Here is a 25,145-nt window from a genome sequence, read left to right as displayed (position 1 = left end):
AAACTCGCTTTGCTCAGACAGGCGACGTTTTTAAAAAAGACTCCCCCCACCACCGCTACGGACCCTGTTGCTGGAGTCTCCTAGACTTTAATGCTCAGTATAGGTTCTCCGGGGGTTACGGCTTTGCCTGGTGAGGTATGTAATGCGCTGATCTCACCGGATAGAGTTGCGTTTATTTCGAACTCCATTTTCATAGCCTCGACGATCACAAGTGGATCACCTTCGGTCACTGTATCGCCTGGCTTAACCAAGCATTTCCAGATATTGCCGGCGATTTCGGCACTGACCAACTCGCCGAACTTTTCCAGATCGGATGCATCTGGTTTCGGAGGTGCCTTGGCCAGTTTGTCGAGTTCTTCCGCCTCGCTGTCTTTCCAGAGGGCGACTTCCTTGGCATACGCCGCTTGCTGCATTTTGCGGAAATCGGCGATGGAATCCGCATTGGCATCCAGAAACGCCTGGTGAGATTTCAGATCGAAGGTCTCTTCTTCAATCTTCACTTCCAGTTGACCGGCGCGGAACTGGTCGCGCATTTCGTCCAGTTCGGCCTCGGTAACCGGGTAATAGCACACCTGATCGAAGAACCTTAGCAGCCAGGGGGCGCCTTCGGCGAACTGGGGGTTCTTCAGGTATTTGTTCCAGATCGGCAGGGTGCGGCCTACCAGCTGGTAACCACCGGGAGAGTCCATGCCGTAGATGCACATGTAGACGCCGCCGATGCCGACAGTGCCCTCAGCCGTGTAAGTCCGCGCTGGGTTGTATTTGGACGTCAGTAAACGGTGCCTTGGGTCGAGGGGCACTGCGCAGGGAGCGCCGAGGTAAACGTCGCCCAGACCGAGCACCAAATATCTTGCCGAGAACAGCACGTCCCGCACCTCCTCCCGGGTAGGCAGGCCGTTAATGCGCTGCATGAAGTCGACGTTGTTGGGCAGCCAGGGCGCGGTGTCGCGGACGGACTGGCGGTATTTGTCTACCGCTTCCAGGGTGGCGCTGTCTTCGAAGGCCATGGGCAGGTGGATGACGCGGCTGCGGACTTTCAGTTCGTCTGTTGGGGGCAGGGTGCCTTCCAGATCCAGCAGGTATTCCATCAGTGCTTGCTGCGGGAGGATTCTGGCGTCGTATCGTAGCTGCAGGGAGCGCACGCCGGGGGACAGTTCCAGCAGTCCGCCGGGCTGTACGTCGGCGATGGCTTCCATCAGGGCGTGGATGCGCATGCGTACGCCCAGGTCCATGACGTTGGGGCCGTATTCCAGCAGGATGTACTGGTCGCCGGCCTGGCGGTAGGTGACTTCCGGGCGGCCTTCTTTTTCAGGCAGGTACGCGAGGATGGTGGCGGACAGGTCGTTCAGTGGCGCCAGGTCCGGGGCGATCAGGTCCACCGCCGGCGGGGCCATCAGGCTGTTGATGGCCAGTTCCTGGCGCTCGGACAGTTTCACGGCGGTGTCGTTGTCGATGGCGACAAAACGGATGGTGTCGCCGGGTTTCACCTGGCCGACTTTCCACAGCTCGGCCTTGGCGATGGTCACCGGGCACACAAAGCCGCCCAGGCTGGGGCCGTCCTTGGTGAGGATCACGGGCATGTCGCCGGTGAAGTTGATGGAGCCGATGGCGTATTCGCAGTCGTGGATGTTGGACGGGTGCAGGCCGGCTTCGCCGCCGTCTTCCCGGGTGAATTCCGGTTTCGGACCGTTCAGGCGGATGCCCAGGCGGTTGGAGTTGTAGTGCACTTCCCAGTCCTGCTCGAAGAATTTCTCGATGGACGTTTCGGTGAAGAAGTCCGGCGCGCCGTGGGGGCCATAGAGCACGCCGATTTCCCAGTGGTCCGGGTAGTTCGGGATCAGGTCCGGGTCTGCCGGGGCCGGGTCGTGGGTTGGGGCGGTGGTGGTGCAGGCCGGCAGGTTGATTTGGCTGATGCCCAACATGTCACCGGGGCGCAAAGGCCGGCCGCCGTGGCCGCCGAACTGGCCGAGGGCGAAGGTGGAGCGGCTACCCAGATAGACCGGCACATCGAAGCCGCCGCGTACGGCCAGGTAGGTGCGGCAGCCTTTGATGGCCTTGCCGACTGCCAGAACCTGTCCGGCTTTCACGGTGATGGGTTTCCAGAACTCCACGGGCTTGTCATCCAGCGTGGCTTCGGTGAGAGCGCCAGTCAGCGCCACCACGGAATCCTTGTGGAACTTCAGGCTGGGGCCGATCAACGTGGCTTCCAGCCCCGCCGCTTCGTGGTGGTTACCGACAATGCGGTTGGCGATGCGGAAGGCGTAATCGTCCATCGGTCCACTGGGCGGCACGCCGATGTTCCAGTAGCCGACGCGGCCGGGGTAATCCTGCACGGTGGTGTAGGTGCCGGGTTTCACGACCTCGGCCACCGAGGGTTTGAACTCGAAACTTTCCAGCGCGCGGGTGGAGACAATGCCATCTGCAAAGCTTTGCTGAGCCACTACCTGGCGCAGGTAATCCAGGTTGGTGGCAATGCCCATCAGCCGGGTTTCGGCCAGGGCAGCTTGCAGTTTGGCCAGGGCGTCGGCGCGGTCTTTGCCGTGCACGATCAGCTTGGCGATCATCGGGTCATAGTGGGCAGAGACTTCGCTGCCGTTTTCCACCCAGGTATCGACCCGCACGCCGTCTTCCGGCCAGTGCACATCGGTCAGCTCGCCGGGGTAGGGCTGGAAATCCTTCAGTGGGTCTTCGGCGTAGATGCGCACTTCCATGGAGGCGCCGTTCAGCTCTGGCTGGAAACTGGCCAGATCCGGGCTTTCGCCGGCGGCGATTTTCAGCATCCACTCGATCAGGTCCAGGCCGGTGACAGACTCGGTCACCGGGTGCTCTACCTGTAAGCGGGTATTCACTTCCAGGAAGTAGAATTCATCGCGCTCTTCGTCGTAAATGTATTCCACGGTACCGGCGGAACGGTAGTTCACCGACTGGCCGAGGGACACGGCAGCATCCAGCATCTTCTGGCGGGTGGTCGCCGGCAGTTTCGGGGCCGGGGTTTCTTCCACCACTTTCTGGTTGCGGCGCTGCAGTGAGCAATCCCGTTCGCCCAGGGCGACCACGTTGCCTTCGCCGTCACCGAACATCTGCACTTCCACATGGCGGGCGCGGGCGATGAAGCGTTCCAGGAACACGCCGCTGTCATTAAAGAAGCTCTGACCCTGGCGGCGGACGGTTTCAAAGGCTTCCCGCAGTTCGTTTTCGCTGTTGCAGCGGGTCAGGCCGATGCCGCCACCGCCGGCGGTGCTTTTCAGCATCACCGGGTAGCCCAACTGATTCGCCACGTTCAGGGCTTCGTCCAGGCTGTCCAGCAGGCCGCTGCCCGGGGCCAGGGGCACGCCGGCGGCTTCCGCCAGTTCCCGTGCGCGGTGTTTCAGGCCGAACTCCCGCATCTGTGTCGGGGTGGGGCCGATGAAGGCGATGCCTTCGGCTTCGCAGGCTTCGGCGAATTCCGCGTTTTCCGACAGGAAGCCGTAACCGGGAATGATGGCCGTCGCGCCGGTGGTTTTGGCGGCGGCCAGAATCTGTGCCTTGTCGAGGTAGGTTTCGCTGGCGCCGTTTCCGGTCAGGGCTACGGCTTCGTCTGCGGTGGTCACGTGCAGGCTGTGGCGGTCCTCGTGGGAATGCACGGCCACGCTGCCCACGCCCATGGCCTTGAGGGTACGAATGGTGCGCACGGCGATCTCGCCACGGTTGGCAATCAATACTTTGCTGAACATGTTTGGGCTCTCCTTATGCCTGGCCGGATTTCAAAGCGGTGATGTAGGCGCGCCAGCCACCGAATTCGGTCACGTCGCGGGCCCCTTCCAGGGCGTAGCCTTCGCAGATAAAGCCGTTGACCCAGCGGCCATCGGCCAGCTCCACATTGCCGATGCCTAGAGGTGCGGGGATCAGGTCGACGAAGGAGCCGAACTCGAAGCTGGCCATCTGCCATACCTCCACGATCATTTCGCAGCCGTCACTCGGGCCGACACGCTTCAGGCCCGGTTTCGGGGGCGTGGTGTTGGGTAGGGCGTAAAGGCGGTAGTTGGCCGAGGTGGTGGTTTGTTCCAGCAGCACCGCGTTGCGCTCGGTGAGCTGGGTGTTCAGGGGCATGCCGGTGAGGTGGGCGCCCACCACGGCCACGGTGATGGTGTCACCAATGACCGCTGCGGCCGGTTCTTCCAGCGGACGGGTTTGGTCGGTTGCGCCCAGCGATGTGGGATGTGCATTCAGCCACTGGCAGGCCAGCTTCTGCAGCTCGGCGTCTTTCCAGGCGCCGCTGATCAGGGTGACGCCGAAGGGCAGGCCGTCATCCCGGAAGCCCGCCGGCACCGCCAGGGCACAAAGATCCGCCAGATTGACGAAATTGGTGTAGGTGCCCAACTGGCTGTTGAGGGTGACCGGGTCCGCATTCACCGCCTCGATGGTTGGGGCGGTCGGTGCGGTGGGTACCAGCAGGGCGTCGACAGCCTGCAGCTGTTCATCAATGGCGCGAACCAGCTCTTCCTTGCGGTACTGGGCCTTGAAGGTATCGGTGGCGCTGAAGTTGCCCGCCTTTTCGATGATGCCTTTGACCACCGGGTTCATCTCGTTGCCGTGATCGGCCAGAAACGTTTCCACGGCAGCGTGGCGTTCGGCCACCCAGGGGCCTTCGTACAGCAGCGCCGCCAGTTCCGACATCAGCGCAAAATCCATCGGCACCAGTTCCACATCCTGCTGGCGCCAGTTACTGATGGCGGTGTTCCAGGCCGCTTCCGCCTGCTGGTCACCAAACCATTGCGGATGCTCGGGAATCGCCAGGCGTTTGATGGGGCCACCACGGCGAATGGCGGGGCCATCGGTGGGCAGGTTAGCCGGTGCCTTGCGGGAAAACGCATCGCTTGGCTGATAACCGGCCATCACCTCTTGCAGCGCACCGGCATCGCCCACCGTTAACGCAAAAATGGACACACAATCCAGGGATTTGCACGCGGGCACCACACCGTCAATGCTGAACAGGCCCTTGGTGGGTTTCAGTCCCACCAGATTGTTCAGCCCCGCTGGCACCCGGCCGGAGCCGGCGGTGTCCGTACCCAGGGCAAAAGGCACCAGGCCCCGGGCAACCACAGAAGCGGAGCCGGAACTGGACCCGCCGCTGACCACCTCCGGTTTAAAGGTATTGGGCACCGCACCGTAAGGTGAACGGGTGCCCACCAGCCCGGTGGCGAACTGGTCCAGGTTGGTTTTGCCAATCAGGATGGCACCTGCGGCTTTCAGGCGGGCGACGGTGGCGGCGTCCTGCTCTGGTGCATAGGTGTAGGCGGGGCAGGCGGCGGTGGTCTCAAAGCCCACGGCATCAATGTTGTCCTTCACCGCGAATGGCACACCGTATAAAGGCAGGGCGGCCAGATCGCCACCGGCCTGTTCCCGAAGCTGGTCCAGCTCGGCCAGGGCCTTCTTTAAACCGGCCTGATCGATCAGCGAGATCCAGGCGACATCCTTTGTATCCATGCTGGCGAGCAATTCGCTCAGCAGTGTCTCCGGCGACTGGCCCTGGCCATAGGCGGCGCGCCAGTCCTGAAGTGTCCATCCACGTGTTGAAGGCATTGAGTGTCCTCGTGCAGGTTGTCATCTTGTATACATCCTGATTGGCAATGCCCGTGCCATCTGGCGAAAATTCTTAAAAATGCAGATAAAACAATAAGTTAATAATTTTGTGCTCAAAGTCGGTGCGAAAGGGAATGCCCAAAGCCGGTGCGATCGCACCAAAACTGAACCGGAAAACAGGGGGTTGGGTGGGGTTTAGTCCTGCTCTGTGGTCGGAGTGTTGGCTTGTATACTAGATAACTGGCTGTTTTAACTGAATATACAGCTAATGTGGAACGGCAGATGCAGAGAGGGAAGTGCGTTTACGACGAACGACACTCTCTAACAGGCAAAACACAACGAAGATAAAAGGACTCACAACATGAGCATCAAAAAACACGTGAAACTGGGCCTCTCTGCACTGGCGCTGTCGGTATCCTTCCACGCCATGGCGGCGGAAGATCCCATCAAGGTCGGTATCCTGCACTCCCTGTCCGGCACCATGGCGATCAGTGAAACTGCCCTGAAAGACACCATGGAAATGCTGATCGAACAGCAGAACGCCAAAGGCGGCATTGACGGTCGTCAGCTGGAAGCCGTGGTAGTGGACCCCGCCTCCAACTGGCCGCTGTTCGCGGAAAAAGCCCGCGAGCTGCTGGAAAAAGAGAAAGTAGACGTCATCTTCGGCAACTGGACGTCAGTGTCCCGCAAGTCCGTATTGCCGGTGGTGGAAGAGCTCAACGGCCTGCTGTTCTACCCGGTACAGTATGAAGGCGAAGAGTCTTCCGAGAACGTGTTCTACACCGGCGCCGCGCCCAACCAGCAGGCGATTCCGGCGGTGGATTACCTGAAGAACGAACTGGGCGTTGAGCGCTGGGTTCTGGCGGGCACCGATTACGTGTACCCCCGCACCACCAACAAGATCCTGGAAACCTACCTGAAAGACATGGGTGTGGCCGAAGGCGACATCATGATCAACTACACGCCTTTCGGTCACTCCGACTGGCAGTCCATCGTGTCCGATATCAAGAAGTTCGGCAGCGCCGGCAAGAAGACCGCGGTGGTCTCCACCATCAACGGCGACGCCAACGTGCCGTTCTACCGCGAGCTGGGTAACCAGGGCATTGCCTCTTCCGACATTCCCGTTGTTGCCTTCTCCGTGGGCGAGCAGGAACTGGCCGGCATCGACACCGGCCCGCTGGTCGGTCACCTGGCCGCCTGGAACTACTTCATGAGCGTGGACAGCGACGCCAACTACGACTTCATCGACGCCTGGATTGAGTACAAGGGCGACGAGAAAGCCGTCACCAACGACCCGATGGAAGCCCACTACATCGGCTTCAACTTGTACGTGGAAGCGGTCGAGAAGGCCGGCACCACCGACGTGGACGCGGTGAAAGACGCCATCATCGGCGTGAGCGTGCCCAACCTCACCGGCGGCTACGCCACCATGATGCCCAACCACCACATCACCAAGCCGGTGCTGATCGGTGAAATCCAGGACAACGGCCAGTTCTCCGTGGTCTGGGAAACCTCCTCCACCGTGGCCGGCGATGCCTGGTCCGACTTCCTGCCGGGTTCCCGTGACCTGATTTCCGATTGGCGCGCCCCGCTGAAGTGCGGCAACTTCAACGTCAAGACCGGTACCTGCGGCGCGTCCGCCGGCGAGCAGGCCCTGGCTGACGCTGAATGATCTGAAGGGGAAACCCTGTAGCAAGTACACCGGGGCAGCGTGACTGCCCCGGTGATCCCGACCTAAGAACCCACGATTCATTTCCAACAACAGGACGGACACATGGGCATCTTCCGATGGCTCACGCCTCTTTGTCTCAAAGCCCTCCACCTCAGACCCCTGGGCCTTGTCTTGCTGCTGGTGTTGAGCCTGCCGGCTCACAGCCAGACCCAAACCGATCCGGGGCAGGCGCTTCTCACCAACCTGGCAGACGCCTCATCCAGAGAGATAGACGCCGCCATTGAAGCGATTGTGGACAGCGGTGATCCCCGGGCCAGAGACTGGCTGAATGCCTTTGGCAACAACCGCCTGAGTCGCATCGAGGAAACCGGGCAGGTTGTGGAGGTGCTGCGCAACGTCGGCCGCAACTGGACCATCGCCGACCCGCTCACCGGTGAGAACCTCGGCAAGATCTCCCGCCGAGAGCTGGACCGGGTCAACATCAACAACGCCATCCGCGGCAAGCTGGAAGGCGTGCTGGCCATGCTGGACCTGTATTCGGACGACCCCGAAGTTCAGGAGAGCGCCGCCGAAGCCATGATGGGCAAAGTGAACGACAGTGTGGTGAACCCACTGACCAAATTACTGGAACGGGACCTGCCGGGTCCGGTTCGCAATCGCATTGAAGAATCCGTTGCCATTTACCAATTGGAGCAGGGCGACGCCCAGGCCCGGGTCGAGGCCATCGACGCATTGACCGGCAGCCTCCACAGCAACGCCCGCGCCGCCCTCAATAAAGCCGTGGCCGGGGACGACCCCGTGGTGGCCGCACGCGCCAAACAGGCGCTGGTCTCCATCGAACAGAAACTGAAAATGAACCGCGCCGCTGAAACCCTGTATTTCGGGTTGTCTCTCGGCTCGGTACTGGTGCTGGCGGCCATCGGCCTGGCCATCACCTTTGGCGTGATGGGCGTGATCAACATGGCCCATGGTGAACTGATCATGCTGGGGGCCTACACCACCTGGGGCATGCAGCAACTGTTACCCGGCCAGCCCGGGCTGGCGCTGATCCTGTCCATCCCCGCCGGGTTCCTGGTGGCGGCGCTGGCGGGCATTGCCATCGAACGCAGCGTGATCCAGCACCTCAAAGGCCGCCCGCTGGAAACCCTGCTGGCCACCTTCGGTGTCAGCCTGATCCTGCAGCAGCTGGTGCGCACGGTGATTTCCCCCCTCAACCGCTCGGTGACCACCCCGGAATGGATGAGCGGCTCCCTGGTGATTAACGACGCCCTGTCCCTGACCCTGAACCGCATGTACGTCATTGGCTTCGCCCTGGTGGTGTTCGCCGGGCTGATGCTGATCATGCGCAAGACCCGCCTCGGCCTGGAAGTGCGGGCGGTGACCCAGAACCGTGCCATGGCCCGGTCCATGGGCATTCGTGCCACCCGGGTGGACATCCTCACCTTTGGTCTGGGTTCCGGCGTGGCCGGACTGGCGGGCGTGGCCCTGTCACAGATCACCAATGTCGGCCCCAACCTGGGCCAGAACTACATCATCGACTCGTTCATGGTGGTGGTGTTCGGCGGCGTGGGTAACCTCTGGGGCACCTTGCTGGCGGGCCTGTCACTGGGCACCATCAACCAGATTCTGGAACCCTGGGCCGGCTCGGTACTGGCCAAGATTATGGTGCTGATGCTGATCATCCTGTTCATTCAAAAACGCCCCAAGGGACTCTTTCCCCAGAAGGGCCGGGCCGCGGAGGGCTGAGCTATGCCGACATCACAAACCTGGCTGCTCCGGCCATTACAGGAGCGTTCCACACAGATTTTTCTCGGGGTACTGTTTGCCGCGGTGGCGCTGGTCACCCTGCTGCACCTGATCATGCCGGAAGGCCATGCGCTGCATGTCAGCGCCTACACCGTCACCCTGCTGGGTAAATACCTGTGCTACGCGCTGCTGGCGGTGGCAGTGGATTTGGTGTGGGGTTACCTGGGCATTCTCAGCCTGGGCCACGGCGCCTTCTTTGCCCTCGGCGGCTACGCCATGGGCATGTACCTGATGCGCCAGATTGGTGATCGCGGCACCTACGGCGACCCGATCCTGCCGGACTTCATGGTGTTCCTGAACTGGCAGGAACTGCCCTGGTACTGGCAGGGCTTCGACATGGCCTGGTTCGCCTTCATCATGGTGCTGCTGGCGCCGGGCATACTGGCGCTGGTGTTCGGCTTCCTGGCGTTCCGCTCCCGGGTGACCGGCGTGTACCTGTCCATCATCACCCAGGCGCTGACCTTTGCGCTGATGCTGGCGTTCTTCCGTAACGAAATGGGCTTTGGCGGCAACAACGGCCTGACCGACTTCCGCGACATCCTCGGCTTTAACCTGCGCACCGACGCCACACGGCTGGGGCTGTTTATCGCCACCGGCATTGCGCTGGCCATCGGCTACGTGATCTGCCGCGGCATTGTCACCAGCAAGCTGGGCCGGGTCAGCGTGGCCTGCCGCGATGCCGAGGCCCGCACCCGCTTCCTGGGTTACCGGGTGGAACGGGTGCAGCTGTTCGTGTTCGTGGTGTCCGCCATGCTGGCAGGTGTGGCCGGGGCGCTGTACGTGCCGCAGGTGGGCATCATCAACCCCAGCGAATTCTCGCCACTGTTCTCCATCGAGATCGTGGTGTGGGTTGCCCTCGGTGGCCGCGCTACCCTCTATGGTGCGGTGATCGGCGCCATCCTGGTGAACTACGCCAAAACCGTGTTCACCGGCGTGATGCCGGATGCCTGGCTGTTCGCCCTCGGCGGCCTGTTTGTGCTGGTGACCGTGTTCCTGCCCAAGGGCATCGCCGGCCTGCTGCAGAAACGCCAGAAGCCGGATGAGCACAGCAACACACCCAATCCACAGGAGGCCACCGCATGAGCATGTTCGAGCAACTGACCAACCGCGAGCGCGTGTTCGAATTCCTCGCCCCCGAAGCCTCACCGGTGGACGTGCGCCACGGCCCGATCCTGTACCTGGAAGACGTGAACGTGAGCTTTGACGGCTTCAAGGCCATCAACAACCTCAACCTCACCATCGACGACGGCGAGCTGCGCTGCATCATCGGCCCCAACGGCGCGGGCAAAACCACCATGATGGACATCATCACCGGTAAAACCCGCCCGGACACCGGCTCCGTGTGGTTCGGCAGCCGTCACAACCTGCTCACCAAGAACGAGCCGGACATCGCCAGCCTGGGCATCGGCCGCAAGTTCCAGAAACCCACGGTGTTCGAAGCCCTCACCGTGTTCGAAAACCTGGAACTGGCCATGGCCACCGACAAGCGCATCCTGCCCACGCTGACCGCCATCATGAAACCGGAGTTTCGCGACCGCATCGACGAAGTGCTGGAAATGATCGGCCTGAAACAGATGCGGGACAAACCCGCCGGCATCCTCTCTCACGGCCAGAAACAGTGGCTGGAAATCGGCATGCTGCTGATGCAGAAACCCCGGCTGCTGCTGGTGGACGAACCCGTGGCGGGCATGACCGAACAGGAAATGGAACGCACCGCCGAACTGCTCACCAGCCTGGCCGGCAAACAGTCCGTTGTGGTGGTAGAGCACGACATGGGCTTCGTGCGCTCCATCGCCCGCCAGGTCACCGTACTGCACCAGGGCAGCGTGCTGGCCGAAGGCACCATGGACCAGGTCTCCAACGACCCGGAAGTGATCAAGGTTTACCTCGGGGAGGAGGCGTAATGCTCAAGATCCAACAGCTCAACCAATACTACGGCGAAAGCCACACCCTCTGGGACCTGGACCTGGACGTACCCCAGGGCCAGTGCACCTGCGTCATGGGCCGCAATGGCGTGGGCAAAACCACCCTGATGAAATGCATCATGGGCGAGGAAACCACCAAAAGCGGCAGTATCGAATTTGCCGAAGACGTGGAACTCTCCAAGAAGAAAATCGAAGACCGGTCACGCCTTGGAATCGGCTACGTGCCCCAGGGAAGACAGATCTTCCCCCTGCTGACCGTGGAAGAAAACCTGCGCACCGGCCTGGCCGTGCGCAAGGACGGCAGCAAGAAAATCCCCGAACGGGTGTATGAGCTGTTTCCGGTGTTGAAGGAGATGAAACACCGCCGAGGGGGCGATCTGTCTGGTGGGCAGCAACAGCAGTTGGCCATTGGACGGGCGTTGGTGATTGAGCCCAGGCTGTTGATTCTGGATGAGCCGGGGGAGGGGATTCAGCCGAATATTGTGGCGCAGATTGGGGAGGTTATTCGCCGCCTTATCGAAGAAGATGGGCTGACGGTGCTGCTGGTTGAGCAGAAGTTACCGTTTGCGCGGAAGTATGCGGATCGGTTTGTGATTTTGGATCGGGGGCGGAGGGTTGCGGAAGACGAGATTGCGGGGTTGACGGATGAACTTATCAGGAAGCACCTGACTGTGTAGCAGTATAGTCACTCTTCTGCCTCGGCAGACCTAAAAGTCCTATCTTTAAGAACCCTGCGCCGGGAGATTCCTGGTGCGGAGTTTTGTATTTTTGTAACCTCAGCGGGAAAACGGCGCGGAAATGGGCTAGTGTAGGTAGCTATATGCTACGCACAAACCGATAGTTAGGGATGACGACCGATGAGCCTGTCTGCGCTGTTTCAGCCTTTTTTTTGCCTTTTCGAGCTTCGATTCCTCCAGAAAATCTTCTTGGCCTCTGAGGTTGGAGCATTTTGACTGCTTCGTTATTGCAATCATGAAGAGGTCAAATGATTACGAGGAAGGTGATGACGGTGCCTTTCAAGGTTCTGATTAAACGGATAAAAATACCATTTCCATGGGGGTTAAATGGGTGGTTTGTAGACGTCAACGTTTTGCGGAAACGAAGTGCTCAGTCCAATAACTGTTATGAATAATCGAGCCTTCGGGAAAATTTATGGATGAAAAATATATATTTGCTCTCTTTGGAATAGCCCTTGGCGCAGTCTTAAGTGCCGTATTTTCCATTGTTAGAGAGTTATACGCAGAGTGGAGATCAAAGAAAAAAGAGGCTGAATATTTGGCAATAAGAATGATCTGTATCTTTGATTCATTTATGGAGGGTTGTGCATTAGTTGTTGGTGATGATGGGCTATGTCACGGGCAACCTGATTCAGAGGGATACTCAAGAATTCAAGTGAGCGCGCCTACACTTGATGTTCAGTTGATGGATGTAAACTGGAAGTCGTTCCCTCCAAAGCTAATGTACGAAATATTGTATTTTCCTAACTTAATCAAAGACGCTGAGAGTTTTATTAGTTCTACCTTTGAGTATGCGGCTTCGCCCCCTGACTACTCTGAAGGCTTTGAAGAGAGGCAGCACCAATATTCACTTTTAGGCATTAAGGCATCCGAGTTAACTGCGAAGCTTAGAAAGAAATATAGCATCCCAAAAAATCATATATCAAGCTGGGATATAGTTGAGTATATGCATGCTGAGCAAGACAAAATAAAGCAGCTTCGTATTAGGCGAGAGAAGGCGAATTCCGAAATGCTATCCAAGATACATCCATAACAAAGCTATCAAAAATCGTTACGGCCAAAACGGCCTCCACTGGACGCGCTAACGCGCGCCTTTTATAGCGACGTTACGTTTGTTTCAACTTTATTGTGAGAGGGAAGTTAGATGTCAAAGTTTTACCTAAATTTACTTACTGAATCCGGAAGTGTAGTTCAAGCAGTGATCGATCTAGCGAATTTACCTAAAGAATGCAATAGAAATATTGTCGATCATCCGTTCAAGCAAGGTGTGGATTTAATAGATTATTTGAGGGATGACGAAAAGCATTCTGTCAATCTGATCAATAATATTAGGAATGATTATCTGTCGGATGACGAACATAGGTTTATTTCGAATGTTGCCAGTTTTTGGGAAAACCTCCCTCCTTCTGCGGAAGAGAAATGTGGCGTAGTGGCAATAACTCCTAGTCAAGGTGACTTCCTTCGAACCTCTGAGGAAGTTGCGGAAGAAATGGCAGAAGGTATGTCCAAAATTGGATCCAACTAAGCCTAACAAGTGAATCAAGTCCACCGTGGACTTCCCCCAGTGTAGTGGACACGCATCGATAACTCCGCAACAGGAGAAAACCGATGCCGGAGATGATCACGGGGAAGAAAACTCAGCAGTACAGCACTGAGTTCAAAGTCAAAGCGGTGGAGTGGAGTCACCAGGCCCACCGAAGTGTCAAAAGCGTAGCCGAAGCGCTGGATATCCACCCCTTCATGCTGTCACGCTGGCGCAAGGAATACCGTGAAGGAAAGTTCGCCATGAAACGGGTCAAGAAAGCGCCAGCCGAGGCCAAGCAGAAGATCCAGGAACAGGACGAGGTTGCCCGCCTGAAACGCCGGATATCGGAGCTTCAGGAGGAAAACGACATCCTAAAAAAGTTCCAACATTTTCAGGCCGAGGTACGACGGAAGCGTTCCGATTCGTCTGGAAACACCGACGGGAACACGGAGTAAAGGCCCTGTGTCGGCATCTGGGGATTTCACGATCGGGCTACTACGCCGGGCAAACCGGAAGCCCAGTCAACGAGCCACTGAGAATGCGGAGTTGCTGTTGAAGATCCGCCGCATCTACAACGAGAGCAAAGGCCGATACGGCAGTCCTCGGGTATACCAAGCGCTTCGCCGTGAGGGCGTTGAAGTGGGTGAAAATCGAGTGGCCAAGCTGATTGCACTTCCCCCATTTCCTGCAATGCTGTTAATGGAGGCGGCTTCTCGCACAGAGCGGATGTTAGAAGGGAACGGGTCGGATTCGCTATCGATCCGAAACGGTGATTCGACGGTCACTGGTATCAGCGATCTGAGTGGTTCAATAGGACGTCCGAATCCAAACATAGAATTTAAATAAGCAAGAGTGCCAAGGCAAAAGTAGGCTGATTTAAGTCAGCCTTTCGTTCATTTTCGTTTCTTGAAGGTTACGGTAGTTCAGAATCGTATGATAAAGACCATCACCTTCCTAACACGCTGGTTTGCCAATAGCCTCAATAGCATCGTGTCTTGGCTGGAAAGCAAAGACGGCTCCGCCGACATGCAATCGAAGTTCGTGGACCTCGCGCCAACCGATGATGCAGACAAGGCTGGCGTATATTCCGAAGCGATTCTGTTCGCGACGAACAATGCGAAGGTTTCCAATATTGCCCTGACGGGTCCCTATGGGTCGGGAAAGAGCAGCATCATCCAATCCTTCTTGAAGAAGTATCGGCGGCCTGCGCTTCATATTTCTCTCGCTGCGTTCGCTCCCGAGGTCGGATCGGAAGGCGAGAAAGTAAGCCGTCAAGAGATTGAGAGAAGCATCCTGCAGCAGATGCTTTATGGTGCTGACGCAAACAAGCTTCCGCTATCGCGTTTCAAAAGAATTCAGTCGCCCGGTTATTGGTCGATTTTTAAGTCTCTTTTCATACTGCTTGGAATTCTCGCGCTTTGGTACGTTTTCCATCAGCGAGAAGACATCATCAGCGGTCACTTTTTCGATCCGTTCGCATTCAGCAATTGGCTCAACCTAGGGAGCCTCACGATCGCGGCAATATTTCTGTGGGTGGCATTCCATCACTTTTATGTAGCGAGCTTCGGACTTTCACTCAAGGGAATCTCGTTGAAGGACGTTGAGATAAAGCCTGCATATGATGACCAGGCGTCCATATTGAACCGTCACTTAGACGAAATAATCTACTTCTTCCAATCAACCAATTACGACCTCGTAGTCATTGAGGATATAGATCGATTTGAAGATGCCGAAATTTTCGTCACGCTGCGCGAAATTAATAGCCTCGTGAATGAGAATGCAGGCGTGAAACGCACCATCCGGTTCCTCTACGCCCTGCGCGACGACATGTTTGTCAACACCGATCGAACCAAGTTCTTCGAATTCATCATTCCCGTCATACCGATCATCAACACATCGAATTCGATCGACATGGTGTTGAAGCAGGGAAAAAGACTTGAGCTCGACGAGCGCCTTGATCGGCGGTTTCTGAGAGAGGTCTCACGATACCTGAACGACCTGAGGTTGATTCAGAACATCTTTAATGAATACGCCATTTATGTGGCGAATTTGGAAACTGATGGAGAGAACCTGCTCGACGCCAATAAGCTCCTCGCGGTCCTGATATATAAAAACGTCTATCCAAGGGACTTTGAGCAACTGCACCGCGGCGCTGGGACGCTCGCAGAAATATTGAACCGCCAAGACGAGCTCATTAAGCATGGTGAGGCCACGTATAGGACCGCGATTGCGGAACTCGAGAAGCGGCTTGAAGTCGCCGAGCGACAGACGCCTTCGGACCTGAGAGAGTTGCGGAAAATCTACGCTATGGCTCTGATTGAGATGCTTCCAGCGAATGTTAACAGCGTTCGTATTGATGGGGCACAATGGATACCCCTTCCAAAGCTGGTCAGCCACGATGCATTTGAGCAACTTATAGAGGCTCCCCGTCTTATCAGCCGCACCTTCAATGGTCAACAACATCAGGTCGATGCTTCCAAATTGCAAAGCGAGGTAGACTCCCAGAAATCCTACCAGCAACGCAAGGAGGAGGTCGAAAGCAAAGCGGCTGAAAAAAAGAACAAGAGCTTGCGCCAAATACGCGACCTAAGATCAAAGATCGCAGCACTTCGCACGACTGAGCTCAACGAGCTGTTGCGTTTGAACGCTGACCACGTGCAGGATCTTTTCGGGAACTTCGGGGAAAACGGAGAGCTTGCCCGTTTTCTGATTTTGGAGGGCCATCTCGACGATACCTACTACCAATACACTTCACTCTTTCACTCAGGCCGTTTGTCGCACAATGACAATAAGTTTCTGATCCAGATACGGGCATTCGTCACGCCTGAGCCGGGTTTTCCGATCGACAATCCAAAAGAGGTCATCGCAGGCATGCGAGGTGAAGACTTCCGGCAAAGCTATGTCTTGAACGTCAAGCTTGTCGACTGTCTCCTGGGTGACCGGAGTAGTTACCTCGACCAAACTCAGAAGCTTTTCGAGTTTCTCTCGTCCGAATTCGAGAGCTGCGAGGACTTTTTCGATGCCTATTACACCAGTGGCCGCGATGTTGTAGGGCTTCTTTCGGGACTAGTAAAAGTATGGGAAAGTCTAGTGCCAACTGTCATTGCCAGCTCTAAAAATATCTCCCACGTCACTCAACTGGTCTCGAACCTACCAGAAACCTCGCTCAAAACGCTCGCAAGGAATTTTGATGAGTTACCGGAATTTGTTTCAACGAACCTTCAAGAGATTCTGGTGAATTCACCCGAACTAGAGCCGGAGCGACTCGCATGCCTGGACTTTGAGGTCAAAGACCTTGCTGCAATCAAAGAGCACCCTGAAATTGTACGCACCATGTTCGAGGAGGGGCTTTTCGAACTCACGATCCCGAACCTGGAGTACGTCTACCAAGCGATCTTGGGAGAGAACGATGTTAAGCCACTTCGTGAGAAGAATTTCACGACTATACGTTCAACGAATAATGCACCCTTGATTAATCGAGTCGAACGCGATTTAAATCGATACCTTCATGAGATTCTTTTAGGGCTTCAGGAAAACTCAAACGAGGATGCCCCCGCCATTCTTGACTTGATTCGCCACGATGATATTGATCACGATGATCTTCGAGAGTTTCTTGAGCGGCAGACGACTCAGCTGTCATCTCTGGAGGACGTACCTGAAAGATTGCACGCGATGCTGTTCAACCAAAGCGTGATCCAGCCAACTTGGGAGAATTGTTTAGCCTTCATGGAAAATGAAGGATTCGAGGCGGATAGCCTGATTGGTTATCTTGACCAAGAGATGGTCCGTACGGCTATCTTGGAACACCCGATACCAAACGATACGGATTCACAGCAACTTCGTTTATTCCTATTTAAAGCGGGCTCTCTATCTGACGCCGCCTATCAAGACTACGTTCGCGCCTTGCCGAGGCCAATCAAGACACTACCGGAAGCACTCGAGCCGGCAAAAATTCGAACCCTCATAGATGAAAGAAAAGTCTCACTTACTCAGGAAAACTTTGAATGGCTCGCCGATATGGGGCCCTTACAAACGCGATTCGTAGCGACCAACGTGGATGAATATCTGGCCAATCCAGAAAAGCTTGTGATCGATGATGACCTTCGAGAGGAGTTGCTTCGATCTGAAATTGATAATGCAGCCAAGCTAAGGATAATCGGGTTGATGGACCTGGAAGCGCTAGTGGACCTTCCCGAGCGTTCAGCACTTATCGGCTCGATTCTTGACAATACCGACGCCAACATATCCAACCTAAATAGGGGGGTTGCGCAATCCCTGATAACGTATTCCACGCCAATAGCAACGCAAATTTCACTCTTTAACAAATATCACTCTCTCATGACAGACGACGAAGTGCGTCATGTCTTGGCCAATCTCCCGAAACCATTTTCTGAAATAAAAACTGGTCGCAATACGCCGAAACTGAAAAATACTCGCGAGAATAATGATTTGGTAAGATGGCTTGATTCAAGAAACATTATTTCGTCTTGGAGTGAGGGTGGTGTCTTCACTGACTATATAAGAGTGAATCTCTACAGGCGCGGATAAGCAGCTTGCAAAATTTCTTACCGCTCGGCGTCAGCGGTACTATCCTCCGCCCGGAGCCTCATGCATCGAACGACAGCTTTGGGCTAATTCCTGCAATGCTGACCGCAATTCCTCAATTGAAGGAGCGCCTAGCCGCTCGACAGACATACTTTGTAAATGCCTTGGAGAAACTCGGCTACTAGCGCTGACCCATAGGCTTGGGAGAAACCGGAGCAGATATATTCTTCACTACCGTTTTGAACGAGACCTTAGGATGAGCCTCAGACCAATTCAAGGGCTCTAAAATACTCCACGCAACCCGCGTCTGTTTTGAGGTTGATTTCTTTAAAAAGGCTCCGGAACTCGGTAATCCAGCTGTTGAAGTGGTGTTTTGCCGTATCCCATTCTTTCTGGACCCTTTTCCGATCTTGTTCACTAATCTCGCTAGAGTCCACAATAGACTGAACATCCCGTTCTGCCCGTTCTGCAGCTTTGGTCAGTTCACTTATTGCTAGGGAAAGTGAGTCTATAATCGATATCGGTTTGACTTTCCTTTCTTCAATCTTGGCTTTTAAACTAAATACCCAGGCTCTCATGGCTTGCAAATGCAGTGGGTCCAATGATGGTTCGGAAATCGGTTGCTGGTTAGCGCGTAGAGCGACGTAAAAGGGGCTATATACACACAAGTCACTCAATATATTTGAGGATTCGTTTAACAAAGACTCGAGTTTCAATGCTTGATTATTGGTAAGCTTCGGGGGGTGAATTCGTGCTCGAAACCAAATTTTTAGGTGGGCGACCTCGGCAAACAGTATAGATAATCCCGCGATTATCGTTATCGCCACAGCAATGATAGGCGACCAAGCAGGCATGCCAGGCGCAAACGCCGTAATTGCAGCAAGGCCAATAGCGCTTAGATGAGTAATATGGTTCTGGAAAGTTTTTTTTGATGTGCTCACGCCGTCAATGACCCATTGATTAATGAAAGGTACGGTTAACCGGAACGTCCCTTAATGTCGTGATTTACCGAAATTTTAAGGATGAAAGCCTAGCTCGCTATCTTATTCTTTCCATTAAGCTTTGTCAGGGAAAACGAGGACAGATTTATTTTCGCAGGAATTCTCCTGCGTGACGATGGACACTTGCACCCGCTTACGGGTCCATAAAAGATCCTCGCCGTCTGAACAGCACGCCGCTGGGCAGCTTTCCAGCTCCGGTGGGGCCACTCGATCCTGTTTGCGAGCTCTCACCCTATTAGCGCGGTTGCCAACATACCAGTCCTTCGACACCTATCGGAATAACCGGGACGCCCACTAGCCAGCCGGAGTCAATAGGCCACACTAAACCCTGGCAGTTATCTGCCTTTCAATCTCAGCGACTTACTGTGCGCACCCATTGCTTTCGGTTGGTGGATACGGACTGATCCGCTCCAGACACCCCTCAGGATCAAGGTAGGGCGAGTACCACGTTTGCTCCTCCCCCTGGCATTACAGTTTCAGAAAATCGTTGGTTCTCGGCCGTGTCCATGCGTTACAGAATCAGTAGTTCACCTATTGGTGCCAGTATCGTGTGGTTCGCGGCCAGGGTGCGTCAGTAACATCGTTGATGATGGGGAAGTGTAGGCGCCATTCAGATTTCTGATTTTCACCATCCCGTTTGAGGGCTGCACCACGCATTTAAACCGTTAACCAAACATACGCTCTGTTCTTTATATTTGGTTACAGAGCAATAGCCTCGCAGTTATCTGGGAGTTTTCCGCGCTCAAGGTGTTGAAAGCGTTGTTGCCACATTTCGTCATTTTGTAGAGGGCGGTTCTGCACTTTTAGGTAATAGCATGTGAATTGACGGGAGTCCTGAAGCGGATGAGGGGATTTATCATGTGCAATGCTTGGAATCATGGTGTTGGCTGTGACTGTGGTTGGGGTGGCGACGGCTGGCCCGGAGGTAGTAAGGCAAGACGCTACATAACAGCTCGGGAAATAAGGCCCTATAGAGGGAGCCACCAATCTCACTCAAGCTATGTGAATCCGAATGCCTCATGCCCTGTGTGTGGTGCTCGAGTGTTTTTCTATCAATCGCCGTATGGAGGACGCGTTTTTTTCGAAGAGCTGGGGCCGCCCTGGCATAAGCACCCATGTACGGATAAAGGCGGATCTCGCAATGCCGGCTTTACTGGAACCATCTCCAACGCACGCTATACGCCATCATGGAAGGCAGAAGGTTGGCGCCCTATTTTTCTGACCAACATAATTGAGATTGATCGTTATTTCCTGAAGCTCAAAGGCCTTTGGAAGGGGGAGCGATTACAGCTTTTCCTTTTCAAGGAGAACTGTCGCAACATCGCTGGAGTACAGGTTGTCGGACCTCATGACCTTGCGTTCTTACGGAGTATCCGTCCCGGCGAATACGAGCTTTCGTGCCTGGATAAAGGCTGCAGGGCGATTCAAGTAAAGTGCTTTAGTTCGCAGATTGATGCTCGATTAGCTGCGCCCATGCGGCATTAGGAGATAAATAGCGGCCTGAAGGGGACAGAGAGCGCAAAAGGTGTCAGAGCGCATGTTTATTGACCAACTCGGACGCCATAGCCTCAGTGCGTTAGAATCCGCGAGGCCAAAGGTTTTCGGTCCTCTGGGATCTGGACCTGGACATCCCCCAGGGTAAGTGCACCTGCGTAATGGGTCGCGACGGCGCGGGCAAAACCACCCTGCTGAAATGCATCACGAGTGAGGAAACCACCAACAGCGGCACCATTCACTTTGCTGGGGACTTGGAACTGACCAAAAAGAAGATCGAAGACCGCTCAAGACTGGGCATTGGCTATGTGCTCCAGAGGCGGCAGATCTTCCCGCTGCTGACCGTGGAAGAAAACCTGCGCACCGGCCTGGCTGTGCGCAAGGACGGCAGCAAGAAGATTCCCGAGCGAGTGTATGAGCTGTTTCCGGTGCTGAAGGAAATGCGTCACCGCAGAGGCGGCGACCTGTCTGGTGGGCAGCAAAAGCAATTGGCGATTGGCTGGGCGCTGGTGATTGAACCCAGGCTGCTGATTCTGGATGAACCGGGTGGGGGATTCAGCCGAATATTGTGGCGCAGATTGGGGAGGTTATTCGGAGGCTTATTGAGGAGGATGGGCTGACCGTTCTTCTCGTTGAGCAGAAGTTGCCGTTTGCGCGGAAGTATGCGGATCGGTTTGCCATCCTCGACCGTGGACGGCGGGTTGCTGAAGACGAGATTGCGGGTCTGACGGATGAGCTGATCAAGAAACACCTGATTGTGTAATCGGTTACCGCAAGCCAACAACGAACAATCAACACAGAGCCGCCGGGAAACCGCGCGGCTTTTTATGCATTGTATTTACTAAATTTTACGTCGGCGTTATGGGAAGTATGCTGACAATTAGGTTAGTGTGTAGTTTTAAGGAACGGATCTATGCCCTGTTAAGGATGACGGATGGACTACGCTCAGATTTTACACCACCTCATAAACACCCTCTGGTACCTGATCTCGCTGGCGCTTCTCGCGGCTGTCATCAAATCTGCCTGCTCCAAAGAGAAAGCCGGGGGAACCCTCGACAATCTCGCTGCGGGGTTGTTTTTCGGCAAAACTCGATGCTACCTCAACAGTGGCCTCATCCTCAAAATGGAAGGTGGAATCTCACTAACTGAGTGCTCATCTGCTAACGAATATCTCGCCCAGACATCAAGAATGGCGAAGGATCAAAGAGATAGCTTTAAAAGGTGTGAGAAAGTATTAAGTATTGCTTTTAGATATTGGTGTTAAATATTTCTCAATTCTAATTATCAAGATAATTCAGATTTTTGTATGTTAGGTTTTGTGTTGTTGATTTAGATAAGGATTGTTATGGCTAATCAATATAAATTAAATATGCAATTTGAAGAAGAGGTTCGGTTTATTGCAGAAGCCGTATGGGGGCTAGAGTCGGGTGCTTGTCAGCCAACCCACTATCCAGATGATCCCGTTGTAAGGGAGCTTGATGGGATTGCAAGATTGCGTGATGTAACGCATTTGGTAATGGTAACGACAAGTACTAAGCTTGAAAAGCTAAAAAGTGATGTTAGGAAGCTGAATGCAGCTGAAGCTGTCGAAAAGAAATCTGTGGCGGCTGTTTCAAAGTGGCTGATTACAAAGAAACAAGTTGATGCTCAACATATTGAACACGCTCGTCAGAATAACGTCACTGTTTTAACTAGTGAGCAATTCAAGAATAGGTTCTTCGATGGAAGAAGGTATATGTCGTTAAGAGAAGTATCTACCTTCGGATCTGCAAGAAATCCAGCTGATAACTCAGTGACAATCGATGACGATGTGTATGTTCCGCTTCCCATGGCTAAAGTAGAGCGCGTGAAGCAGCGGTCAAGGTTGGGTGCTGCTTATGAAGAGAAGCTTGTCGGAACAAATATAAGAGAAATTTGTGATTTTATTGAGGATGGTAAAATAGTGGTTCTGCTCGCTCCATTCGGTGCGGGAAAGAGCTTAACCACTAGAGAAGTTTTTGCAACTCTTTCAAAGAAATATAGAAGTAGTAATGGCGCGTTGGTTCCAGTCTGTCTCAACTTGAGAGAGCATTGGGGGCAAGAGTACTTCGATGAAATGCTAGAGAGGCATGCCAGATCGATTGGGTTTAAGCCAAAAGAAGATCTTGTTGTTGCTTGGCGTGCTGGTCTGGGATGTATTCTTTTAGACGGATTTGATGAGGTTGCGTCGCAAACTATTGTCCGAAAAGATGATAAGAATTTCATGAGAGAGGCACGAAGAGTTGCCTTGTCAGGTGTGCGAGATTTCCTAACTAAGGTTCCTGTCCATTTAGGTGCTTTTATTTGTGGAAGAGATCACTACTTTGATAACTTTTCAGAAATGAGCCATGCCCTTGGTGTGGGAAGCGAACGGTGTGTACTGGTAAAGCTTGATGAGTTCACAGAAGAAGGAGCCAATCAATTTCTAAAGAAAAATGGCGTTGATAGCTATCTTCCTGATTGGCTACCTAAGAAGCCGCTAATACTATCTTATTTGATTCAAAATAAACTGCTCGACGATATATTGGATATCGACGCATCTGAAGGGTATGGTTACGCTTGGGATGCCTTTATATCTAGAATCACAGAGCGTGAATCAGAGCTAGAAAAAGCAGTTATGGATAGCCATACGTTAAGAAATGTTATGGAAAGGCTTGCCTATTTTGTCCGAAGCCTTTCATCAGGAAGCGGCCCTATAACTGGCAACGATTTGGCGACGAGTTACAATGTTGAAACAGGGCAGTCTGCTGGTGAAGGGGTTCTCGCTCAGCTCCAAAGGCTGCCCGGTTTGACTCAGCGTGAACAAGATAGTGGGTCAAGGTCATTTGTTGATCCTGATATGTTGGCTGCCCTTCAGGGGGGCGCGCTTGCAAGAATTATTTCCGGGCAATATGAACACCTAGGAGAAGCACCTCTAGCAGCAATATCCGAAAGAGCTGCGAGTGTAGCTGCTTTCTTGCTGCGTCGCGACGGCGTCACTAGCTCTACGCCGATATCGATAATAGATAGATTGTCAAAGGAGCCAAGAAGTTCAGTTGATAAGCAATTGGCAGCTGATTCTTTTTTTGTTTCTATGATTATGTCTAATGATGAGGAGCAAGTTTTAGATTTTAGGAATTCGTTAATTGAATCAGCATATTTGGGGGTCGTTGACCTCGAGGATAATAAAATAGAAAACATTAGCTTTAAAGACTGCATTATAGAAAAGGTAATTGTTAGTAAGGATAGTGTAAACTCAGGAATTGTTTTTAGAGGCTGCTTAATTGGGAAGGTTGGCGGTGTTGCTAATGAATCTGGGTTGCCTTATAACGTGATTGATAGTTCATGTGAAGTCGAAGCATTTGATGATATAGGGACTAATAATGCGGTTTTGCAGTCAGATTTGGATTACAGAGTGAAAGCTTTGTTGACTATTTTTAGAAAGCTATATCAGCAGTCCGGTGCAGGTAGAAAAATTTCAGCGCTAACAAGGGGTATTACAAGTAAGGATGTTTCAGATGTCATTCCAGATGTCCTATCAGTCTTAGAAAAACATGAATTTGTCAGGAGATTTAACCAAGTTGTTCATCCGGTTAGAAAGAAGTCTGCTCGAGTTGAAAAAATCCTAAACGCGCCTTCAATTTCCGCCGATGAGATTATCATAGCAGTTAAGAATATATAGGGTTAGTTCTGCTTCCTTATCCGGAAAATCATGCTAGATTTCTATTTTTTGGTTTTAAGGGGACGCAAATGCGTAACTGTAAAGCTAGGGAGACTGGCATCTGAAAAATAGATCTAAACAGAATAGACCTGCCTCGGTTTTCACTATTGGCAATCAGGATCCGAGCCTTCCCAGAGATAGGGACAAGGTTTGAGCCCGAGAGAAGACTTGCAGGAAGTGAATGCCGGGCCAGATCTTTTTTCTAGTCTTAATATGCCCCGGAAAGCTGGAACTGGAAAACCGGGACAGATTTATTTTCGCGGCTTCTTTGAAGACTCAGAGTTAATCTGAGTCACTACCAACCCTCTCCGCACGTCGGTTAATATCGGTTGCCGGCCCACAGAACGGATTCTGTGGTTTAAAAGCAAGGAGGTGCTTTTGCCAAGACATGCCAAGGCGATTGTGCCCGGTTTTCCCCATGATATTGTTCAGCGCGGTCATAATCGCCAACCAGGATCTGAAAAACAGATCTGTCCCAGTTCCGCCGTCCCTCAGTCAGCGTTTTTTAGAGCCTGGCCGTTGCCACTGGCAACACCATGCTCAACCAGATTGTGCCTGAAGCGCTCCACGCGCCGCCGGTTAACTCCCAGATCATAAAATCCGACCAGCGACTGGGATCGGACATCCAGACTGCGTCGGTCCGGGCTCACCAGAACCTCGAAGTAGTCGGGAAAGCGGAGCAGGTCGCTATGAAAGGTCATGTCCAGATAGCCAAAGCGCGAGTCATTGAGCCTGGCGCCCGGCATTTCAGTGGCGACAGCTATAACGGTGTCCCATGTCGGCTTATCCAGGGGCGCAGGCAGCTGAATGGGTTTCACGTGATAGAGGCCCACTGATGAGGTGCTGGAGACACAGTTCAGGAAGGGCGTACAGCCATCAAGAGCGAACTCGGTACCGGAGGAAGGTACATTGCTGGTCGAAGTGCAGCCTGTTAGCAGGAGTACTGTCAGTAGAGCAAAACATCGCATGTTTGATTCCGGATGAGCCATTGTCGGGTGGGAATCCAGTGTAGCTCCCTGCTGATGGTCGGTGTAGCGGAAACCGGGACAGATTTATTTTCCCGGACCGGCGGTAACAAATTCATGGATGAAACTGGAAAAATAGACCTGTCCCGGTTTTGCTAAGATTATGACTCCAGGTTCCTGAGTGAACAGTGCAGT

The 25,145-nt window shown here is 54.0% G+C and carries 16 protein-coding genes and 1 pseudogene; 13 read left to right on the top strand and 4 right to left on the bottom strand.

Annotation, left to right across the window (positions count from 1 at the left end):
- Positions 1-80: 80 nt before the first annotated feature.
- Both uca and atzF read right to left on the bottom strand, forming a co-directional pair.
- On the bottom strand, positions 81-3,713 hold the full coding sequence (gene uca / locus ACQUWM_RS12325) for an urea carboxylase (protein WP_428922352.1): 3,633 nt from the start codon (positions 3,711-3,713) through the stop codon (positions 81-83).
- A 13-nt stretch (positions 3,714-3,726) separates the two neighbouring features.
- A complete protein-coding gene (gene atzF, locus ACQUWM_RS12320; RefSeq protein WP_428922351.1) occupies positions 3,727-5,562 on the bottom strand; it encodes an allophanate hydrolase in 1,836 nt (611 codons plus the stop codon).
- 361 nt (positions 5,563-5,923) lie between these two features.
- Between atzF and urtA the strand changes: the two genes are divergently transcribed.
- The 10 genes from urtA to ACQUWM_RS12270 all read left to right on the top strand — a co-directional run bounded on the left by urtA (position 5,924) and on the right by ACQUWM_RS12270 (position 17,775).
- Entirely contained in the window at positions 5,924-7,234 is a 1,311-nt protein-coding gene (gene urtA / locus ACQUWM_RS12315; protein WP_428922350.1) for an urea ABC transporter substrate-binding protein, read from the top strand.
- A gap of 102 nt (positions 7,235-7,336) precedes the next feature.
- Positions 7,337-8,980: an urea ABC transporter permease subunit UrtB gene (gene urtB, locus ACQUWM_RS12310; protein ID WP_428922349.1), complete on the top strand. Its 1,644-nt coding sequence runs from the start codon at positions 7,337-7,339 to the stop codon at positions 8,978-8,980.
- A gap of 3 nt (positions 8,981-8,983) precedes the next feature.
- Complete coding sequence (gene urtC, locus ACQUWM_RS12305) at positions 8,984-10,123, top strand: urea ABC transporter permease subunit UrtC (protein ID WP_428922348.1); 1,140 nt, start codon at positions 8,984-8,986, stop codon at positions 10,121-10,123.
- On the top strand, positions 10,120-10,944 hold the full coding sequence (gene urtD, locus ACQUWM_RS12300) for an urea ABC transporter ATP-binding protein UrtD (protein ID WP_428922347.1): 825 nt from the start codon (positions 10,120-10,122) through the stop codon (positions 10,942-10,944). The genes urtC and urtD overlap by 4 nt, the downstream gene beginning before the upstream one ends.
- Complete coding sequence (gene urtE / locus ACQUWM_RS12295; RefSeq protein WP_428922346.1) at positions 10,944-11,642, top strand: urea ABC transporter ATP-binding subunit UrtE; 699 nt, start codon at positions 10,944-10,946, stop codon at positions 11,640-11,642. Before urtD ends, urtE begins: the two co-directional genes overlap by 1 nt.
- A 475-nt stretch (positions 11,643-12,117) precedes the next feature.
- On the top strand, positions 12,118-12,735 hold the full coding sequence (locus ACQUWM_RS12290; RefSeq protein WP_428922345.1) for a hypothetical protein: 618 nt from the start codon (positions 12,118-12,120) through the stop codon (positions 12,733-12,735).
- 111 nt (positions 12,736-12,846) lie between these two features.
- Positions 12,847-13,227: a hypothetical protein gene (locus ACQUWM_RS12285; RefSeq protein ID WP_428922344.1), complete on the top strand. Its 381-nt coding sequence runs from the start codon at positions 12,847-12,849 to the stop codon at positions 13,225-13,227.
- 83 nt (positions 13,228-13,310) lie between these two features.
- On the top strand, positions 13,311-13,682 hold the full coding sequence (locus ACQUWM_RS12280; RefSeq protein ID WP_428922343.1) for a transposase: 372 nt from the start codon (positions 13,311-13,313) through the stop codon (positions 13,680-13,682).
- Between the two features lie 97 nt (positions 13,683-13,779).
- On the top strand, positions 13,780-14,073 hold the full coding sequence (locus ACQUWM_RS12275) for an IS3 family transposase (protein ID WP_428922342.1): 294 nt from the start codon (positions 13,780-13,782) through the stop codon (positions 14,071-14,073).
- A gap of 87 nt (positions 14,074-14,160) precedes the next feature.
- On the top strand, positions 14,161-17,775 hold the full coding sequence (locus ACQUWM_RS12270; protein WP_428922341.1) for an ATP-binding protein: 3,615 nt from the start codon (positions 14,161-14,163) through the stop codon (positions 17,773-17,775).
- 260 nt (positions 17,776-18,035) lie between these two features.
- Here ACQUWM_RS12270 and ACQUWM_RS12265 read toward each other — a convergent pair whose 3' ends face one another.
- Entirely contained in the window at positions 18,036-18,713 is a 678-nt protein-coding gene (locus ACQUWM_RS12265) for a hypothetical protein (RefSeq protein WP_428922340.1), read from the bottom strand.
- A 1,676-nt stretch (positions 18,714-20,389) separates the two neighbouring features.
- On the opposite strand from ACQUWM_RS12265, the pseudogene ACQUWM_RS12260 reads away from it, so the two are divergent.
- The 3 genes and pseudogenes from ACQUWM_RS12260 to ACQUWM_RS12250 all read left to right on the top strand — a co-directional run bounded on the left by ACQUWM_RS12260 (position 20,390) and on the right by ACQUWM_RS12250 (position 23,946).
- Positions 20,390-21,030 (top strand): annotated as a pseudogene (locus tag ACQUWM_RS12260) (ATP-binding cassette domain-containing protein).
- Between the two features lie 171 nt (positions 21,031-21,201).
- Complete coding sequence (locus ACQUWM_RS12255; RefSeq protein ID WP_428922339.1) at positions 21,202-21,531, top strand: hypothetical protein; 330 nt, start codon at positions 21,202-21,204, stop codon at positions 21,529-21,531.
- Positions 21,532-21,612: 81 nt separating this feature from the next.
- Positions 21,613-23,946, top strand: a complete 2,334-nt coding sequence (locus ACQUWM_RS12250; RefSeq protein WP_428922338.1) for an NACHT domain-containing protein — start codon at positions 21,613-21,615, stop codon at positions 23,944-23,946.
- A 530-nt stretch (positions 23,947-24,476) separates the two neighbouring features.
- Here the strand turns inward: ACQUWM_RS12250 and ACQUWM_RS12245 are convergent.
- Positions 24,477-24,953 (bottom strand): DUF1499 domain-containing protein, encoded by a 477-nt coding sequence (locus ACQUWM_RS12245; RefSeq protein WP_428922337.1) that lies wholly within the window; start codon positions 24,951-24,953, stop codon positions 24,477-24,479.
- Positions 24,954-25,145 lie beyond the last annotated feature (192 nt).

Source organism: Marinobacter sp. DUT-3 (assembly GCF_050379435.1).
GTDB lineage: Bacteria > Pseudomonadota > Gammaproteobacteria > Pseudomonadales > Oleiphilaceae > Marinobacter.
This window is presented reverse-complemented; position numbering and strand designations above follow the sequence as displayed.

What these genes read in the sequence shown, in the direction of transcription:
- atzF (WP_428922351.1), bottom strand. Translation starts at nt 5,562, where the DNA reads ATGCCTTCAACACGTGGATGGACACTTCAGGACTGGCGCGCCGCCTAT.
- urtE (WP_428922346.1), top strand. Translation starts at nt 10,944, where the DNA reads ATGCTCAAGATCCAACAGCTCAACCAATACTACGGCGAAAGCCACACC.
- ACQUWM_RS12270 (WP_428922341.1), top strand. Translation starts at nt 14,161, where the DNA reads ATGATAAAGACCATCACCTTCCTAACACGCTGGTTTGCCAATAGCCTC.
- urtA (WP_428922350.1), top strand. Translation starts at nt 5,924, where the DNA reads ATGAGCATCAAAAAACACGTGAAACTGGGCCTCTCTGCACTGGCGCTG.
- ACQUWM_RS12280 (WP_428922343.1), top strand. Translation starts at nt 13,311, where the DNA reads ATGCCGGAGATGATCACGGGGAAGAAAACTCAGCAGTACAGCACTGAG.
- ACQUWM_RS12250 (WP_428922338.1), top strand. Translation starts at nt 21,613, where the DNA reads ATGGCTAATCAATATAAATTAAATATGCAATTTGAAGAAGAGGTTCGG.
- ACQUWM_RS12290 (WP_428922345.1), top strand. Translation starts at nt 12,118, where the DNA reads ATGGATGAAAAATATATATTTGCTCTCTTTGGAATAGCCCTTGGCGCA.
- urtD (WP_428922347.1), top strand. Translation starts at nt 10,120, where the DNA reads ATGAGCATGTTCGAGCAACTGACCAACCGCGAGCGCGTGTTCGAATTC.
- ACQUWM_RS12255 (WP_428922339.1), top strand. Translation starts at nt 21,202, where the DNA reads ATGGACTACGCTCAGATTTTACACCACCTCATAAACACCCTCTGGTAC.
- ACQUWM_RS12245 (WP_428922337.1), bottom strand. Translation starts at nt 24,953, where the DNA reads ATGCGATGTTTTGCTCTACTGACAGTACTCCTGCTAACAGGCTGCACT.
- uca (WP_428922352.1), bottom strand. Translation starts at nt 3,713, where the DNA reads ATGTTCAGCAAAGTATTGATTGCCAACCGTGGCGAGATCGCCGTGCGC.
- urtB (WP_428922349.1), top strand. Translation starts at nt 7,337, where the DNA reads ATGGGCATCTTCCGATGGCTCACGCCTCTTTGTCTCAAAGCCCTCCAC.
- ACQUWM_RS12285 (WP_428922344.1), top strand. Translation starts at nt 12,847, where the DNA reads ATGTCAAAGTTTTACCTAAATTTACTTACTGAATCCGGAAGTGTAGTT.
- urtC (WP_428922348.1), top strand. Translation starts at nt 8,984, where the DNA reads ATGCCGACATCACAAACCTGGCTGCTCCGGCCATTACAGGAGCGTTCC.